Annotated in this window: 15 protein-coding genes; 8 read left to right on the top strand and 7 right to left on the bottom strand. The window is 73.2% G+C overall.

The genetic code is table 11. From position 1 onward, the window contains the following. Window positions 1-70 precede the first annotated feature (70 nt). Entirely contained in the window at window positions 71-478 is a 408-nt protein-coding gene (locus ACIGXM_RS16545; RefSeq protein WP_396561350.1) for a (2Fe-2S) ferredoxin domain-containing protein, read from the bottom strand. Window positions 479-567: 89 nt separating this feature from the next. Between ACIGXM_RS16545 and ACIGXM_RS16550 the strand changes: the two genes are divergently transcribed. Beyond that, the gene (locus ACIGXM_RS16550) at window positions 568-927 is read left to right on the top strand and encodes an ArsR/SmtB family transcription factor (protein ID WP_396561352.1); all 360 of its coding nucleotides are present in this window, start codon (window positions 568-570) and stop codon (window positions 925-927) included. A 1-nt stretch (window position 928) separates the two neighbouring features. Here the strand turns inward: ACIGXM_RS16550 and ACIGXM_RS16555 are convergent, their stop codons facing one another. Continuing rightward, entirely contained in the window at window positions 929-2,584 is a 1,656-nt protein-coding gene (locus ACIGXM_RS16555) for an FAD-binding dehydrogenase (protein WP_396561354.1), read from the bottom strand. Window positions 2,585-2,969: 385 nt separating this feature from the next. Here ACIGXM_RS16555 and ACIGXM_RS16560 point away from each other — a divergent pair, with 385 nt between their 5' ends. Together ACIGXM_RS16560 and ACIGXM_RS16565 are read left to right on the top strand one after the other, a co-directional pair. Continuing rightward, entirely contained in the window at window positions 2,970-3,722 is a 753-nt protein-coding gene (locus tag ACIGXM_RS16560; RefSeq protein WP_396561355.1) for a hypothetical protein, read from the top strand. A 222-nt stretch (window positions 3,723-3,944) separates the two neighbouring features. Further along, window positions 3,945-4,898, top strand: coding sequence for an SGNH/GDSL hydrolase family protein (locus ACIGXM_RS16565; protein WP_396561357.1), 954 nt, complete (start codon window positions 3,945-3,947; stop codon window positions 4,896-4,898). A gap of 49 nt (window positions 4,899-4,947) precedes the next feature. Here the strand turns inward: ACIGXM_RS16565 and ACIGXM_RS16570 are convergent, their stop codons facing one another. After that, a complete protein-coding gene (locus ACIGXM_RS16570; RefSeq protein WP_396561359.1) occupies window positions 4,948-6,105 on the bottom strand; it encodes a HoxN/HupN/NixA family nickel/cobalt transporter in 1,158 nt (385 codons plus the stop codon). A 213-nt stretch (window positions 6,106-6,318) separates the two neighbouring features. Here ACIGXM_RS16570 and ACIGXM_RS16575 point away from each other — a divergent pair, with 213 nt between their 5' ends. After that, window positions 6,319-8,343, top strand: a complete 2,025-nt coding sequence (locus tag ACIGXM_RS16575) for a CocE/NonD family hydrolase (RefSeq protein WP_396561361.1) — start codon at window positions 6,319-6,321, stop codon at window positions 8,341-8,343. A 491-nt stretch (window positions 8,344-8,834) separates the two neighbouring features. Further along, a complete protein-coding gene (locus ACIGXM_RS16580; RefSeq protein WP_396561363.1) occupies window positions 8,835-9,953 on the top strand; it encodes an alpha/beta hydrolase in 1,119 nt (372 codons plus the stop codon). A gap of 3 nt (window positions 9,954-9,956) precedes the next feature. On the opposite strand, the gene ACIGXM_RS16585 is transcribed toward ACIGXM_RS16580, so the two are convergent. From ACIGXM_RS16585 to moaA, 3 genes are all read right to left on the bottom strand, one after another. After that, window positions 9,957-10,619 carry an NAD(P)H-binding protein gene (locus tag ACIGXM_RS16585; RefSeq protein WP_396561365.1) on the bottom strand — a complete coding sequence of 221 codons (663 nt, stop codon included), beginning with the start codon at window positions 10,617-10,619 and terminating at the stop codon, window positions 9,957-9,959. 335 nt (window positions 10,620-10,954) lie between these two features. Further along, the gene (locus ACIGXM_RS16590; protein ID WP_396561950.1) at window positions 10,955-12,529 is read right to left on the bottom strand and encodes an alpha/beta hydrolase; all 1,575 of its coding nucleotides are present in this window, start codon (window positions 12,527-12,529) and stop codon (window positions 10,955-10,957) included. A gap of 79 nt (window positions 12,530-12,608) precedes the next feature. Next, window positions 12,609-13,604, bottom strand: coding sequence for a GTP 3',8-cyclase MoaA (gene moaA, locus ACIGXM_RS16595; protein WP_396561367.1), 996 nt, complete (start codon window positions 13,602-13,604; stop codon window positions 12,609-12,611). Window positions 13,605-13,734: 130 nt separating this feature from the next. Here moaA and ACIGXM_RS16600 point away from each other — a divergent pair, with 130 nt between their 5' ends. Continuing rightward, window positions 13,735-14,346, top strand: coding sequence for an NTP transferase domain-containing protein (locus ACIGXM_RS16600; protein WP_396561369.1), 612 nt, complete (start codon window positions 13,735-13,737; stop codon window positions 14,344-14,346). Between the two features lie 92 nt (window positions 14,347-14,438). Continuing rightward, window positions 14,439-15,374, top strand: coding sequence for a hypothetical protein (locus ACIGXM_RS16605; protein WP_396561371.1), 936 nt, complete (start codon window positions 14,439-14,441; stop codon window positions 15,372-15,374). Window positions 15,375-15,429: 55 nt separating this feature from the next. On the opposite strand, the gene ACIGXM_RS16610 is transcribed toward ACIGXM_RS16605, so the two are convergent. Beyond that, window positions 15,430-16,047: an acetate uptake transporter gene (locus tag ACIGXM_RS16610; protein WP_396561373.1), complete on the bottom strand. Its 618-nt coding sequence runs from the start codon at window positions 16,045-16,047 to the stop codon at window positions 15,430-15,432. 369 nt (window positions 16,048-16,416) lie between these two features. Here ACIGXM_RS16610 and ACIGXM_RS16615 point away from each other — a divergent pair, with 369 nt between their 5' ends. After that, on the top strand, window positions 16,417-17,439 hold the full coding sequence (locus ACIGXM_RS16615) for a hypothetical protein (protein ID WP_396561375.1): 1,023 nt from the start codon (window positions 16,417-16,419) through the stop codon (window positions 17,437-17,439). Window positions 17,440-17,477: the final 38 nt, after the last annotated feature.

A 17,477-nucleotide genomic window follows, 5' to 3' on the forward strand; every position in this document is an offset into this window, starting at 1 on the left:
ACCGTGGTGAACGGCCGGGAACGCGTCGGTGACGCTCCCTTCCCGTGCCAGCCGGTACCTTGACGATCCGTCACCCCGACAGGCCCTCGCGCACCCGCCGGGAGACCGCGAACTCCTGGAGGTCCAGGGTGCCCGGCGGTTCCGCCAGCCCCGGGCCGCCCGCCCGGACCCACTCGGCGATCTCCTCGACCATGTCGTCCTGCAGCACCCAACCCAGCCAGACCGGTCGCCCGCCGGCCCGGCGCCCCTCGGCCGACGGGCTGACCACCACCACGTTGGAGTGGGCGCAGGCGTCCAGGCAGGGCACCGCGCGCACCCGGCCGTCGCCGCCGACCCGCTCCTTCAGCCGGGCCAGCTGTCCGGCGTGGTCGACGCCCGGGTGCTTGGCCTCCGTGCCGCAGCAGCAGCCCCGGCAGACCGTCACCGTGCAGGGCGAGTCCTGCGGAGTGGGTAGGTCACGGCTCCTGCGGCGGCTCATCGGCGTCTCCTCGGACACGGGCGACCGCCACCGGGCGTTGCCCGCTCGGCGGCGGTCGTTCATCAGCTCAACACACGTAGGATGCCGCCATGGGCCATGGAGTCGCGACCACCGAAGAGAACGCCGTGCCTCGGATGCGTCTGGACGCGGCCAACGTCGCGCGGGTGGCGAGCACCCTGCAGGCCCTGGCGACCCCGTCCCGACTGCTGATCCTGGCCGAGCTGCGGGAGGGACCGCGGGCCGCCACCGAGCTGGCCGGTGCGGTGGGGATGGAGCAGTCGGCCTGCTCCCACCAGCTGCGCCTGCTGCGCAACCTCGGCTTGGTGGTCGGTGAGCGACGCGGCCGGTCGGTGGTCTACTCGCTGCACGACAACCACGTGGCCCAGCTGCTCGACCAGGCGGTCTACCACGTGGAGCACCTCCGCCTCGGCCTGCCGGACCGGCCCTAGTTCAGGCGGTGGCCAGCGCCGCCGCCCGGCCCGCCGTGCGGCCCGAGAACAGGCAGCCGCCGAGGAAGGTGCCCTCCAGCGAGCGGTAGCCGTGCATCCCACCGCCGCCGAAGCCGGCCGCCTCCCCCGCCGCGTAGACGCCCGCCAGCACCCCGCCGTCCGGGCGCAGCACCCGCGCCGAGAGGTCGGTCTCCAGCCCGCCCAGCGACTTGCGGGTCAGGATGTTCAGCCGCACCGCGATCAGCGGCCCGGCCTCGGGGTCGAGCAGCCGGTGCGGGCTGGCGGTGCGCACCAGCCGGTCGCCCAGGTAGCGGCGGGCCCCGTGGATCGCCGTCACCTGAAGGTCCTTGCTGAACGGATTGGCCAGCTCGCGGTCGCGCGCCTCGATCTCGCGGCGCACCGCCGCCTCGTCGAGCAGCGCCTGCCCGGTCCGGGCGTTCATCCCGCGGACCAGTGCCGACAGCTCGCGGGCGACCACGAAGTCCGCGCCGTACCGCTTGAACGCCTCGACCGGGCCGGGGGCACCGGGCAGCGCCCGGCCCAGTACGTCGCGGACGCTGCGGCCGGTCAGGTCGGGGTTCTGCTCGGAGCCGGAGAGCGCGAACTCCTTCTCGATGATCTTCTGGGTGAGCACGAACCAGGTGTGGTCGTACCCGGTGGTCATGATGTGTTCGAGGGTGCCCAGGGTGTCGAAACCGGGGAAGAGCGGTACCGGCAGCCGCCGCCCGCGGGCGTCCAGCCAGAGCGAGGAGGGGCCGGGCAGGATCCGGATGCCGTGCCGGGCCCAGATCGGGTTCCAGTTCTCGATGCCCTCGGTGTAGTGCCACATCCGGTCGCCGTTGACCAGGTGGGCACCGGCCCGCTCGGTGACTCCGAGCATCAGCCCGTCCACGTGCGCGGGGACCCCGGAGAGCAGCCGCTCGGGCGGTGCGCCGAGCCGGGCCGGCCAGGCCTTGCGGACCAGTTCGTGGTTGCCGCCGATGCCGCCGGAGGTGACGATCACCGCCTGCGCCCGCAGTTCGAAGGCGCCGGCCACCTCGCGTGAGGACGCGGTGCCGCGCTCGGCCCCGCTGGGCACCAGCACCTCGCCGGTGACGGTGTCCGTCACCCCGGCGGTGGCGGCCAGCCCGGTGACCCGGTGCCGGAACCGCAGCTCGACCAGCCCCTTGGCGGCGGCCGCGCGGACCCGGTGGACGAACGGCTCGACCAGGCCCGGGCCGGTCCCCCAGGTGATGTGGAAGCGCGGCACCGAGTTGCCCGGCCCGCTGGCCAGCAACCCGCCGCGCTCGGCCCAGCCGACCACCGGGAAGAGCCGCACGCCCAGCGCGCGCAGCCAGGCGCGCTTCTCACCGGCCGCGAACTCGACGTAGGCGCGGGCCCACTGGCTCGGCCAGTGGTCCTCGGTGCGGTCGAAGCCGGCCGTGCCCTGCCAGTCCTGCCAGGCGAGTTCGAACGAGTCACGGATCCGCAGCCGGCGCTGCTCGGGCGAGTCGACCAGGAACAGGCCACCGAAGGACCAGTGCGCCTGCCCGCCCAACGAGGCGGCCGGCTCCTGGTCCAGCAGGATCACCCGCCGTCCCGCCTCGGCCAGTTCGGCCGTGGCCGCCAGCCCGGCGAGCCCCGCCCCGATCACGATCACGTCGGCATCGAGCGCCATGCGCCAATCCTCCAGAGCCACCCCGACAGTGGGGTCGATACTGCGTCCCCCGCCACCCGCCGTCAACCGAGGATTGACGATCGGGCACGGGCGGTGGCGGACGGTCGGCCTTCACGGCCGCCGACCGGGCCGAGACCGACGTCACCGGGTCGTGGTGGGCCGCGAGCCGGTGGGGCACGAGGTCTTCCAAGTAAAAGAACCGGGGAAAAGAACCTCCCACCCACCCTCCCGGCAAAGGGTTCACCCGCGCGGGTGACTTCGACCGGACGGTCCGTCAGCTGGAGGTACGCTCGGCCACACAACCCCATGAACGCGGACAGCCCCCGGGCGGGACTTGCACTCCCGACCGAGGGCCTGACCATGACGAGGAAGTAGTACCTTCCCGATGGCTGAGCCAGAGTCTAACGCGCCCTGCGCGCCCACTTCCGGCGTGATCCACGTCCGGACCCGTCTCACCTCCCACTTCACCGTGATCTCCAACCGCCTTGCCCAGCGCGGCGGAAGCGCGATCGCGCTCGGAGTGGCGACGTACATCCTCTCCCTCCCCGACGGCGCGCCGGTCAGCATCGCGGCGCTCTGCGCGCACTTCAGCGAGGGCGAGATCCTGATCGCCCGCGCGCTGCGGGAGTTGGAGGCCGCCGGCTACCTGGAGCGGCGTCGCGAGCGGATCGCGGGCGGGAGGATCTGCACCCGGACGTACGCCCATGATGTGCCGGGCGGGAAGCCGAGGCCCCAGGGGCGGAGGGTCGGGCGGACTCCGCCGGCGAGCGTGCCCGATCCCGAGGCCGCCGCCGTGCTGACCTCACTGCGCCGGCGGGACTCGCGGCTGCTGCTGTCCGAGCGCGAGGTGGCCGAACTCGCGCCGGCGGTGAGGGAGTGGCTGACGCGCGGGGTCGCGCCGGAGGCGATCGCCAAGACGCTGGCGACCGACCTGCCCGTGCCGATCCAGCGGCGCCCGGCCCGGCTGCTGGCGTACCGGCTGGCCAACCAGCTGCCGCCGCCGGCGGGTCGGCCGCACACCACGACGGCCATCCCCGCGCCGCTGCAGAACTGCCCGGGCTGCGAGCGGGCGTTCCGGTCGCCCACGGCCGGCCGGTGCCGTGACTGCCGGACTCGAAATCTGCCGGCGACCGGGTGACTCGGGGCGGAGCGGGCAGAGCGAATTTCGCTACGCGGTGACGTGGAATTAAAAACGCTTCACGCCGGAGCGAAATTCGAAATCACCCGAAGGGGATCGGCGAGAAATTCACCCACTGTTTCCATAGACGCGTACGAAACCTGACGGTAACTTACCAACCAGTAGCAGTAGCCGCGGCTCGGCATCCCCACCCGTTCCCGTTTCTCTCCCCCAGGAGGAACCGTGTTCAGCCCTGCCCGGAAGTCCGCCCGCCAACTCGCCACCGTCCTCGGCAGCTTCGCGCTGGCCGGCTCGCTGGTCGCACTCGCCACCCCGGCCTCCGCCGCCGCGCCCGCCGCCGGCTACGGCAACTACGTCGCGCTCGGCGACTCGTACGCCGCCGGTGCCGGCGTGCCCGACCAGTCGGACGGGCTCTGCCTTCGTTCGGACCACAACTACGGACATCTGGTGGCGGCCGCGCTCAATTCCCCCTCGTACACGGACGCCACCTGCTCGGCGGCCAAGATCAAGGACATCACCGGGTCGCAGTACGACGCCATCATCAAGGTCAACGACCCACAGATCGACGCGGTGAACGCCGGCACCGGCCTGGTCACCCTCGGCATCGGCGGCAACGACCTCGGCACCTCCGCCCTGGGCATCGGCGACGTCATCGCGACCTGCATCGCGGGCGCGGTGGTCAACCCGTCCGGCACGCCGTGCCGCGACGTCTACGAGCACGGTCACTGGGTCTGGAACTGGAGCACGCTCTCCTGGTCCTGGCAGTACAGCGACGACGACACCCTGGTCGACCGGATCAACGCGGCAGCTCCCCAACTCGCCTCCGTGCTCCAGCAGATCCACGCCAAGGCGCCCAACGCCAAGGTGCTGCTGGTCGGTTACCCGTCCGTGCTGCCCGCGGACGCCTCGACCTGCGCGGGCAAGCAGCCGGTCACCGTCGGGGACGTGGCCTACCTGCACGGCATCCTGGACCAGTTGAACGCCATGCTGGCCAGCACCGCCGCCGCCAACGGCGCGACCTACGTGGACACCGCCACCCCGACCCAGGGCCACGACGTCTGCTCCGACGACCGCTGGATCGAGGGCGCGCTGCCCGAGCAGCCCGCCGTACCGTTCCACCCGAACGCGACCGGCGAGCAGGTGATGGCGGACGCCGTCCTGGCCGCGCTCAAGTAATCGATGGAGAAGAGGAGTTGATGCTCGGCGGCCGGAAGACCGCCGAGCCTCAGTCGACTTCGGCGCAGGCCGAGGCCGGCGCGGGAGCCGCAGCCGGCGCGTCCTCCCGGATCTCCGCCGACCACTTCTGCTCGACCTTGCCGAACTTCCAGAACGCCAGCGCGCCGACCCAGGTGAGCACGAAGAGCCCGACGATCGCGTACCCGACCAGGTTGAGGTCGAGCGAGCCGATCCAGCCGATCGGGCCAGTGGTGATGTCGTACTGGTCGGCGAGCAGCCCGATCAGCTCGATCGCCCCGATCACCAGCGCGACCAGCACGGAGAGCCCGGTCACCGTGAGGTTGTAGTAGATCTTCCGGACCGGCTTGGAGAACGCCCACTCGTAGGCGAAGTTCATGAACGAGCCGTCGATGGTGTCCAGCAGACTCATCCCGGCCGCGAACAGCACCGGCAGCACCAGCAGCGCGTACCAGGGCAGCGCGAAGGCCGCCGCACCGCCGGCCAGCACCAGCAGCGAGACCTCGGTCGCGGTGTCGAAGCCCAGCCCGAACAGCAGGCCGACCAGGTACATGTGCCAGGGCTTGCTGACCGCCCGGGTGGCCCGGCCCAGGATCCGGTTGAGCAGGCCGCGCTTGTCGAGCTGCCGCTCCAGCTCGGCCTCGTCGAAGTGGCCACCGCGCATCTTCCGGAAGACCTTCAGGATCCCGTTGAAGGCACCCAGGTTGACCAGGCCGATCAGCAGCAGGAAGCCGCCGGAGACGCTGGTTCCGATCAGGTTGGTGGTCTTGTGCAGCGCGGAGTCGTCGGTCTCGACCGCGCCGGCCAGCGAGCGGATGCCGAAGGCGAGCAGCGCGCAGAGGCCGAAGACGATGGACGAGTGGCCGAGCGAGAACCAGAAGCCGACCGAGAGCGGCCGCTTGCCCTGGCCCATCAGCTTGCGGGTGGTGTTGTCGATGGCCGCTATGTGGTCGGCGTCGAAGGCGTGCCGCATGCCGAGGGTGTAGGCGGTCAGGCCCATCCCGGCGCCGAAGACCTGGTCGCCCATCCGGTAGTGCTCGGGCGCGATGACGGCCAGCAGGGTGAACCAGCCGATCACGTGCAGCGCCAGGATGAAGCCGCACATGCCGGCCAGCCGGATCCACTCGTCACGGGTGAGTCTGGCGGTCCATCGGGACCGGGCGGCGGGAGCCGCGGACGCGCTGCTCATGGGCGGCGACCTCTTTCGGGCGTACGGGGGCGGTGCGACCGGGTCATCCTTCCCTCCGCCAAGTCGTAATTGCAAATAGCTTGCAACTACGCGCCAACGGCGAATCCGGCCGGGAGACCGCGCACGCGAACAGGCGAGTGCAGCGAAATGTCCACTATTGTCGGTTTCTACCGGCCGCCCGCCGGGCATCCCGCACCGCCGCACGGAGCCCGCATGCAGCACCCGAGCTCGTACCCCAACCGGATCACCCGCGAGGAGCCACGCATCCCGCTCCCCGAGGGCGGCACGCTCCACGCGCGGCTCTGGCGGCCCGTCACCGGGACACCGGTGCCCGCGCTGCTGGAGTACCTGCCCGCCCGGCTCGGCGACGGGACGGCGACCCGCGACGCCGAGCGGCACCCCTGGTACGCCGGCCACGGCTACGCGAGCCTGCGGGTGGATGCCCGCGGCCACGGCAACTCCGCCGGGTTCGCCGGCGACGAGTACGCCCCGCACGAGCTCACCGACGGCGTCGCGGTGATCGAGTGGCTGGCCCGGCAGCCCTGGTGCAACGGCCGGGTGGGACTCTTCGGGCTCGGCCGCGGCGGCACCGCCGGCCTGCAGCTCGCCGCGCTGGCGCCCGAACCGCTGCGGGCCGTGGTCGCCGTCTGCGCCACCGACGACCGGTACCGCAACGACGGCCACCACCTGGGCGGTTCGCTGCTCGCCGAGGAGCTGCCGGCCCGCTCGGCCGAACTGCTGGCGCTGGCCGCCGCCCCGCCCGACCCCCGGTACGCCGGCACGGACGCGGACTGGCGGCAGGCCTGGCTGGCCCGGCTGGCCGCGGTCGAGCCGCCGCTGCACCGCTGGCTGGCCCACCAGACCCGGGACCACTACTGGCGGCGCGGCAGCGTCGCCGAGGACTACCGGGCGATCCGGGCCGCCGTGCTGGCCGTCGGCGGCTGGGCGGAGCCGCACCGGGACACCGTGCTGCGCCTGGTCGAGCGGCTGGCGGCGCCGGTGCGCGGCCTGATCGGCCCCTGGGCGCACGACTATCCGGACCGGGACCGGCGGCACCCGATCGGTTTCCTCCAGGAGACGCTGCGCTGGTGGGACCACTGGCTCAAGGACCTGGACACCGGCGTGCTGGCCGAACCCGCGTTGCGCAGCTGGATGCCCGAGCCGCCCGACGAGCCGGGCGCCGAGCACGACGGCCGGTGGATCGGCGAGGACGGCTGGCCCTCGGACGACGTCCGGGAGATCCACTACGACCTGGCCGACACCCTGCGCACCGCCGGCACCCCGTCCGGCGAGCGCTACGTCCCGGTCCGCTCGCCCCAGCAGACCGGGATCGACGCCGGACGCCCGTGCCCGACCGGCTCCCCCGCCGACCTGCCGCCCGACCAGCGCGCCGAGGACGGCCGGTCGGTCTGCTTCGACGGCGCGCCGCTGTCCGAGCGGGTGGAGATCCTCGGCGGGCCCGTGGTGCGGCTGCGGCTGCGCGGCACGGCCGCCCGCGGACAGGTGGTGGCCCGGCTCTGCGACGTGGCGCCGGACGGCTCGTCCGCCCTGGTCACCCGGGGCGTGCTCAACCTCACCGCCCGGCACGGCCGGGACCAGGTGGTGCCCTGGGAGCCGGGCGCGGTGGAGGAGGTCGAGGTCGAGCTGGCGGCGATCGCGCACGCCTTCCCGGTGGGCCACCGGATCCGGCTGGCGCTCTCCTCCGCCTACTGGCCCTGGATCTGGCCGCAGCCGCCGGACGCCGGTTTCGGCGTGGACCCCGGGCACGGCGTGCTGACGCTGCCCGTCCGCCATCTGGCCGCCGACATCGGGCGGGCGCCGATCACCTTCGGGCCGCCCGAGCAGGCCGCGCCGCTGGAGGTGCTGGTCGCGCACCGGACCGACGCGCGCCCGGAGCGACTGGCGACGCACGAGTTCGCGACCGGCGAGTGGCGACTGGCGGCCGACCCCGACCTCGGCGGCGCGCACAGCCACCCGGACGGCGTGATCCGCACCGACGAGGTCCGGGAGAGCTACCGGATCCGGCAGGACGACCCGCTCAGCGCGACCGCCCGCGCCGAGCGCACCGTCCGGTTCCAACGGCCCGACCAGGGCTGGGACGTCACGCTCCGGAGCAGCGCCGAACTCAGCTGCGACGCGACGTCGTTCACGGCCGTGCACCGGCTGACCGGCTGGGAGGCGGGCGCGGTGGTGTTCGAACGGGACTGGGAGCGGCGCTTCCCGCGCAGCGCGGGCTGAGCCCGCCCGGCTGGAGGCCCTGCGAGCCGGCGGTGTCGACCAGCGCGGCGGAGGGCGCGCAGACCTGCTGGCTGGAAATGTCGCTGCGCACCTGGGAGAGATCGGTGTCGAGCTGGGTCAGTCCGGCGGTCGGCCGGCTCGGAACCTGGCTGACCGGCGCCGGCGCGGCCCCCGACGAGCCGGACGTACAGCCGGCGACCAGCAACCCGGCGGCGACGGGCAGCGCGAGCAGGCCGCACCGGGGCGCGCGTCCGGCCGCTGAAGGGTCTGGACAGTCTGAACCGTGCAGGACTCGCCCCCCGGCGGTTCGTGCGTGTCCCACCCGAGCCCACGCGTGGTGTCCGGTCGTGGCTGAACAGGGTCCCGCGCCCGGGCGAGCCGGTCAACGGCGTGCCGGGGTGCTCATCAGGCGCACAGCTGGCGCACACGGGGTGCCCAGGAGACTCGGGGGCGATCGAAACCTTCCAGATTTCGTCCATTAATATCAGCCAATGCTCGCGCTGACCGGACTCCCACTGCAGATCATCGCCAGTCTGCTGGCCGTGGCCACCTTCGTCGCCACCATCTGGCTGTGGCCGAGGCTGGGCGGCCACGGCTGGCGGGCGCTGCTCGGCCGGATCGGCGCGTTCTTCGCCACCCAGGTGATGGTGCTGGTGGCGATGGGCCTGGTCGCCAACTCGTACTTCGGCTTCTACACCACCTGGACCGACCTGCTCGGCACGGCCGGCGGGCCGGGCACGGTGGTGGACCACACCCCGAGCAACGCGCTCTCGGTCACCGGCCAGCAGAAGGTCTACTCCACGCTGGGCTCGGCCGAGAACCGCTCCGGGGTGATCAAGAAGATCGAGGTGCACGGCGCGCTGTCCGGCCTGAGCCACCCCGGCTACGTCTACCTGCCGCCGCAGTACTTCCAGTCCGCGTACGCCAACCAGCGGTTTCCGATGGCGCTGGTGCTCTCCGGCTACCCCGGCTCGGCCGAGAAGCTGATCTCGCTGATGCAGTACCCGACCAGCACGCTCCAGGCGATCCAGGCCAAGCAGCTGCCGCCGACCGTCCTGGTGATGATGACGCCCACCGTGGTCGGCAACCGGGACACCGAGTGCATGGACATCCCCGGCGGGCCGCAGGTGGAGACCTTCTTCACCGAGGACCTGCCGAAGGCCGTCGAGAGCGGCTTCCGGGTCGCCCCGGACGCCTCGGCGCACGCGGTGATCGGGGACTCCACCGGCGGCTACTGCGCGCTGAAGTTCGCGCTGCGCAAGCCGGACGCCTACCGGGCGGCGATCGCGCTCTCCGCCGACTACAGCGTCTCGAACGACCCGACCACCGGTGACCTGTTCGGCGGCAGCGAGCAGCTGAAGCAGGAGAACAACCTGATCTGGCGGCTGCGGAACGCCCCGGCGGCGCCGGTCTCGCTGCTGCTCGCCACCAGCCCGAACGAGGACAACTACAAGGACACCCAGGAGATGGTCGCCGCCTTCAAGGCGCCGACCCAGCTCTCCACGATCACCCTGGACAGCGGCGGCCACAACTTCCACACCTGGAACCGGGAGATCCCGCCGGCGCTGGACTGGCTCGGCAAGCACCTGACCGTGCCGCAGCCGGTCTGAGCATCACCTCCGGGCCACGGCCCGGACCGCCTCCGCGACCGGCTCCTCGCCGCCGATCAGCTCCAGCGTCCGCCCGGCACTGCCCGGTTCGAACAGCAGCTCGGCCAGCACCGCGGCCACGTCGTCCCGGGTGACGTCGCCGCGCCCGGTCGTCCCGGCCAGCGCGACCAGCCCGGTGCCCGGGTCGTCGGTCAGCCGGCCGGGCCGCAGGATCGTCCAGTCCAGGCCTGGCCGGGCCTGGATGTCGGCGTCCGCCGCGCCCTTCGCCCGCAGGTACGCGGCGAAGACCGGGTCCGTGCCCTCGGCCGGCTCGCGGTCGGCACCCATCGCGGAGATCACCACGAACCGGCGCACGCCGGCCGCCTCGGCCGCGTCCGCGAAGAGGCTCGCCGCCGCCCGGTCCACGGTGTCCTTCCGCGCGACACCACTGCCCGGGCCGGCTCCCGCCGCGAAGACCGCCGCGTCCGCGCCCTCCAGGTGCCGCGCGACATCCGCCAGCGAGGCCGACTCCAGGTCGCAGACGATCGGCTCGGCCCCCGCCGCGAGCAGGTCCCCGGCCTGCTCCGGACGGCGGATGATCCCCGCGACCTCGTCCCCACGCGCGGCGAGCAACCGCTCCAGCCGAAGGGCGATCTGACCGTGTCCACCAGCGATGAGAGTGCGCATGGTCCCTGAGCCTACGTCAGCCGACCGCGCGGAGGCGCTCGGCCGGGCGGTGCGGCGCGACAGGGCCACGAGCGGGCCCGCCAGCAGCGACGGGGCGAACGGTTCCTCGGTCACTGGGCGCCTCGTACCGCGAACTCCCGGTTCCTGACGGCCTGTTCGCGGTGCTGGCGAGGGAGGAGGCCAACGGCGGCAAGGGGGGCGGGCACGAGGAGCACTGCGACCAGGGCCCGACCGGACCCACCGGGCGATCCCGACATCGTCGTACCGCCGCGAGGACTGACCCCCACGAGCACGCGACACCCCCGCCCACCACGGACGGGGGTGTCGCGCGTCAGTCAACTGGTCGGGCAGTGCGTCCCGGCCGGCGGCATGGTCCCGTCCAGCAGGAAGGCGTTCACGTCCGTCTGGATACAGGCGCTCTTGCCGTAACCGGTGTGCCCGTCGCCGTCCCGGGTCAGCAGGGTGGCGTTGGCCAGGCCCGAGGCGAGCTTCTGCGCCCAGGCGTACGGCGTGGCGTCGTCCCCGGTGGAGCCGACCACCAGGATCGGCGCGCTGCCGGCCGCCCTGATCGCGTGTGGCTGCGCGGTGGACTTGAAGGGCCAGTTGCGGCAGTCCGGGTCGAACAGGTCGTCCGTCGTGTAGTGCTTGGTCAACAGCGGCGCCTGCTCGTGCAGTTGCTGCACCGCCTGCTGGACCCGGCCGTCCGACGGGATGCCCTCGCCGCTGTGGTCCGCGCAGGTGATCGCCGCGTAGGCGTCCAGCTCGTTGCTGTAATGTCCGCCGGTGTCACGGCCGTTGTAGTCGTCGGCGAACTCCAGCAGGTAGTCCGCCTTGTTGCCGTTCATCGCCCAGTCCAGTCCGTCCCGCAGGTACTCCCAGGACTTGGCGTCGCCGTAGAGCATGCCGAGGGTGCCGGTCCAGCCCTGGCTCGCGGTCAGCTTGCGGCCGTCGGTGGCGGTCATCGGGCGGGCGTCCAGGCCGTCCAGGAAGTCCCCGAGGCGCTGGGCGGCGCCGGCCGGGTCCTTGCCGAGCGGGCAACGGGCCTGTGTCGTGCAGTCCTTGGCGAAGCGCTCGAAGACGCCCTCGAAGGCGATGGTCTGCTGCACGTCCTGGTCCAGCAGGTCCATGCTCGGGTCCATCGCGCCGTCCAGCACCAACCGGCCGGTCCGGTCCGGGAATTCCTCGGCGTACACGCTGCCGAGGTAGGTGCCGTAGGAGGAGCCGAGGTAGTTGAGCCTCGGGTCGCCGAGCGCGCCGCGCAGCACGTCCATGTCGCGGGCGGCGTCGGCGGTTCCGACGAACGGCAACAGCTTGCCGGAGTTCGCCTGGCAGGCCTGGGCGAGCGTGGTGCCCTTGGGCTGCGCGGGATGGTCGTCGGTGTCCCACTGGTCGCGGGCCTGGTCGCCGAGGCAGTGCACGGCGGTGCTCTTGCCGACCCCGCGCGGGTCGAAGCCGACCAGGTCGTAGCGGTCGGTCAGGCCGCTGAACTGCTTGCCGTCGAGGGTGACTTCCTGGATCCCGGAGCCACCCGGCCCGCCGGGGTCGACGACCAGCGCGCCGAGCCGCTGGCCGGGCTGGGCGGCGGGCCTGCGGACCACGGCGATGTCGACGGTGTCGCCGCCGGGGTGGGTGTAGTCGAGCGGTACGTGCAGCGTGGCGCACTGGAAGTCGGCCTCGTCGACGCCCTTCCGCGTGGGGTCGTCGGGGCAGGTGGCCCAGGCGATCTGCTGGCCGTAGAACGGCTCGAGTGCCGGGTCGGCCGCCCCGCTCGATGCCGCTGCCGACGAACTCGTCGAGGGACGAGCGGAGTTGACGACCTCAGCACCCCTGGATCCGGCGGCGCCGCCGCACCCGGCGACCATGGTGACGCCCAGCGCGGCCGGCAGGATGCGGCGCGACACCCGCGCCATGATGATCTTCACAGAATAAGAAATATCACCATCGCGGCAGCGCCCGACACCGGATTCGGACGCCGGCGGTTGTCCGCCGCTACCCGCCGATCGCGGACATCGGGCGGTCCGGCTGCCGGAAGTCGGCCGAGCCGATCTCGTGCCCCGCCCCCTTGCGCGCGATGGTGCGCCGCCAGGCCCGCTCCACCTCGTCGTCGTCCGCGCCGCCGCGCAGCAGCGCTCGCAGGTCGGACTCGGTGGTCGCGAAGAGACAGTTGCGCAGCTGACCGTCCGCGGTCAGCCGGACCCGGTCGCAGCCTCCGCAGAACGGCCGGGTCACCGAGGCGATCACCCCGATCACGGTGTCGGTGCCGGCGATCCGCCACTCCTCGGCGGGCGCGTTGCCGTGCCGGCCGACCGGCACCAGATCCCAGCGGGCGCCGAGCCGGGCCAGCAGCTCGTCGGCGGTGACCATCTTCGTCCGGTCCCAGGCGCCCTGGGCGTCCAGCGGCATCGACTCGATGAACCGCATCCGGTAGCCGTGCCGGGCCGCGAACTCGGCCAGCTCGATGACCTCGTCCTCGTTCACCCCGCGCACCGGGACGGCGTTGATCTTCACCGGCGCCAGCCCGGCATCCCGCGCGGCGGCCATACCGGCGAAGACGTCCTGGAGCCGGTCCCGGCGGGTGATCTCCCGGTAGCGCTCCGGCCGCAGGGTGTCCAGGCTGACGTTGACCCGGCGCAGACCCGCCGCCCTCAGCGCGCCGGCCGTCCGGGCCAGGCCGATCCCGTTGGTGGTGAGCGAGAGCTCCACCCCGAGCGCGGCCAGCCGGGCGACCAGCGCGGGCAGCCCGCGCCGCAGCAGCGGCTCGCCGCCGGTCAGCCGGACCGTGCGGATCCCCAGCCGCCCGGCCGCCACCCGCACCAACCGGACGATCTCGTCGTCGCTCAGCACCTCGGACCGCGGCAGCCAGTCGAGGCCCTCGGCGGGCATGCAGTAGGTGCAGCGCAGGTTGCAGCGGTCGGTCAGGGAGACCCGCAGGTCGGTGTGGACCCGGCCGAACCGGTCGACCAGCGGGGCAGGTGCGGTGTGCATGACGGCCAGTAGAAGCCCCCGGACCGGGAAGATCCAGCGGTGGAAGGCCCGGGTTCCGCACAAGGTCACCGGTGCACCGTTGTGCGTTCACACAACACCGTGGGCGCCTCGTTTTCGGCAGAGTGGTGGCATGGCCTCACCGACTTCCCCGCTCTCCCCGGTCGCCGCCCTGGTGCTGGCGGCCGGCGGCGGCCGGCGGCTCGGCGGCCGGCCCAAGGCGCTGCTGCCGTACCAGGGCCGGCCGCTGGTCGAACACGCCGTGCGAGTGGTCCGCGAGGGCGGCTGCGGGCCGGTGCTGGTGGTGCTCGGCGCGGCCCGCGAGCAGGTCCGGGCGAGCGCCGCGCTGGACGGCTGCACGGTGCTGGACAACCCCGACTGGGCCGAGGGGATGGGCGGTTCGCTGCGCGCCGGGCTGGCCGCGGTGCCGGCGGACTGCTCGGCGGTGCTGGTCGCGCTGGTGGACACGCCCGGCGTCACCCCGGCCGCGGTCGCCCGGCTGCTGGCCGCACACCGGGCGGGCGCCCGGCTGGCCGCCGCGGCGTACGGGGGCCGGCGCGGCCACCCGGTGCTGATCGGCGCCGAGCACCTGGCCGAGGCCGCCGCCGGGGCCCGGGGCGACGCCGGCGCACGGGCACTGCTGGCGGCCCGCGGCGACCAGCTGCGGCTGGTCGAGTGCGCGGACGTCGCGGTCCCGGACGACCTCGACACCCCGGCCGATCTGGCCCGCTGGTCGGCGGGCTGACGACGCACCGGGCGACGACCGGCCGCATCCCTGAGAAACCCCTGATCATTCCGGCATTCCCTGCCATCCCGGGCCGCGATCGGGGAGCATGGGTGCCGACCCGCCTCTCCACCGAACGGACGGTGCGCGCCATGTCCGGACACCCGCTGCCCGACGACTTCACCGGCCCGTACGACGCGGAGCCGCCCGCCGTCCCGCGCGGGCCCGAGCACGCCGGGGGTGGCGGCCGGGAGATCCGCTGTCCCGCCTGCCGCCGCGAGCACCGGTACGAGCCGCCGACCCTGCCCTGCCCGTGCGGCGCCGCGCTCAAGGTGCCGCTGCTGCCGGGCGGGGTGCCGGTGCAGGTGCGGTTCCGCTCCTGGGAGGACTCCTGGCTGAGCATGCGCTGCCCGCACTGCGGCCGCTCCGACCAGTGGCCGCAGCCGGAGTTCACCTGCAACTGCGGGGCCACCGTGCGGCTGCCGGTCGATCGCGCGCCGCGGACGGGGGCCGGTGGGCCGGCCGGGGCGCGTCCGCTCGGGGTGCGCCCGTACCACCCCTCGCCCACCCCGCTCTACGCCGAGCAGCCGCCGGCCGGCCCGCCGGCCCGACCGTCCATGCCACCGGCCGGCCCGCACGGCGGCGCCCGGCGGCAGAACCGCGCGCCGTTCCGTCCGCACCCCGTGCGCACCGCGAAGGACGCCGTGCTCAGCGCGGTCCGCTACCTGGAGTGGCTGGGCTTCGGCGAGTTGGAGCTGACCGAGGCCCAGGAACGCGACGCGGTGACGCTGCTGGGCCACCGGATGGTCGCCCAGGTGGACAGCTGGCCGGAGGTGGCCGACATCCGCAGCGTCGAGTGCCTGTGGCTGCAGACCCTGCACGCCGAGGAGATGGCCGCCGCGATGTTCACCACGGCCGGCTACTCGCACCAGGCGACGGTGCGCGGCGAGCAGTTGCTGGTGGCCCTGTTCACGCTGGACGAGGGCGGCCTGCCGCAACCGGTGAACGGCGCCGCCGAGTCGCTGCTGGAGACCGGCTGGACGTCCTGACCGCGCATGCGGTGGGGGCTCCGGAGCGGTGTTCCGGAGCCCCCACCGCGGTGCGTCAGCGCGCCGGCCAGGTGGGCAGGACCGGGCGCTTGAAGGTGTAGGCGGTGACCCCGGCGAACGAGGCGTACCAGGCCACCATCGCGGTGATCAGGCCCATCCAGCCGCCCGTCTTGGTGATGCTCTCGCTCGACCCGAACGCACCCGCCGCGAGCAGCGCGAAGGTGACGGTCAGCGCGACGAAGACGGCCAGCACCGCCCCGCTGACCCGCACCGCCGCCACCGCCATGTAGGCGGTGAAGATCGCCCAGGCGAGGAGGAAGAGACCGACCGCGCGGTTCGCGTGCGGATCGCCGGCGAGCGCCGGCAGGGCGTCCTTGACCAGGAAGTAGTAGGCGATCCAGAAGGCACCGAAGGAGCCGAAGGCGGTGGCGCCGAAGGTGTTGCCCTTGCGGAACTCCCACATTCCGGCCAGCAGCTGGGCGACACCGCCGTAGGCGAGGGCGAGCGGCAGCACCACCGCGCTGAGCTTCGCGTCGATGAGGTTGGCGTTGAAGCAGCTGAGGACGAAGGTCGTCAGGGCGAAGCTGGCCAGCCCGAGCGGGGCCGGGTCGGCGATGGCGACATCGGCGGTGGGGACGGCGGTGGAGGTCGGTACGGACTGCTCGGTTGCCACGGGCGGTCGTCCTTTCGAGGGGTGGGCGGCGACTACGCGACAGGAGAAATATGTTGACGTGAATACACGTTTTGAAACAAGCGGTGTACGGGATTTTTGTGGCTTCTGATGAGCAGAAGTCGGCAATTCCGGGAATAACGTGACCAGAGTTGCCAATGTGGCGTGTGATAACCGGATTAACTACCCCTTCTGGCGTAGCGGTGACCTTTCCGCCCGCATTCGAACAGAAAGAATCGGACGAGAACGCTTGATCCAGCTTTGCGCCCGCGGGGCACAAACACGTCACGCTCGTGATCTGGTGCACAAGCTCGCCCCCGGTGTTGAATTGCCGGCACGGCGGCCATGGCCGTGGGCACCGCACACAAGGAGGTGGCGTTGTCTGAACACGGAACGGCCCCGCTGAGCGGGGGGACGCGCGGTCGGCGGGGGAACGCCCGCCACTCACCCGGCGGCCCGCCGGGCGTACCGCCGCACGGAGGCGGGCTGCACCCCGGCAGCGGCGGCTCCCTCGACGAGATCACCAGCGGCACGGTCTGGCGGTTACGCTCCCGCGCCTGCTGGCAGGAGGCCGCCGAGCTGCTCCAGCCGGCCGCCGAACACGACCCACGGGCCGCCCTCTGCCGGGCCGAACTCCTCATCGAACAGTGCCTGTTCACCGCCGACCACTGGGACACCGCGGAGGCCGCGCTGCGGCTGGCCGAGGCCGGGGTGACCAGTACCGAGCAGCGCGCGGCCGCCTCCTGCGCGCGCGGGTTCCTGGCCTACCTGGCCAGCGTGCTCGGCCCGCGGGACCGGCTGGACGAGGCGCAGGCCGCACTCGGCCGGACCTCCGCGCTGCTGGCGCCGGACGCGCCCGGTCGGCCACTGCTGGACTTCCGGCGCGGTCTGGTCGCGGAGAACCTGCTGCGCGACCAGACCGCCGCCTGGATCGCCTACCGGCGGGCCCACGACGCCGCGTTGGCCCGTGGTGACACCCTGCTGGCCTCCTCGACCTGGCGGCATCTGGCGGCGCTGGCGCTGGCCGGCGGGGATCGCGGGCGGGCCCGCGAGGGCTTCGCCGCCTCGCTGCGGCTGCGCGAGGAGCTGGGGTTCATGGTGGGGGTGGCGCCGGCACTAGCCGCGCTGGCCGAGGTGGCCGAGCCGGCGGAGGCGGACCGGTTGCGCGCCGAGGCGGCCCGGCTGGTGCAGTCACTGGGTGGGGTACCGGTCTGGCTGGTGGGGCGACTGGAGACGGGCGAGGCGCCGACGGGACCGCCGGGCGCCCCGCGCGGCGCACCGCCCGGCGCCCGACCGGGGGTTGCCGGCGCGCGGACGAACGGGACGCCGGGCGGACGCCTCCGCACTCCCCCGGACGGGCGAACGGGAGGGGACAGCCGAGGGACCATCAGGTAAGGTGAGGCTAACCTGATGGGGCAGGGACATCCCGGGGC

It is taken from the genome of Kitasatospora sp. NPDC052896 (assembly GCF_044547075.1).
Classification (GTDB): domain Bacteria; phylum Actinomycetota; class Actinomycetes; order Streptomycetales; family Streptomycetaceae; genus Kitasatospora.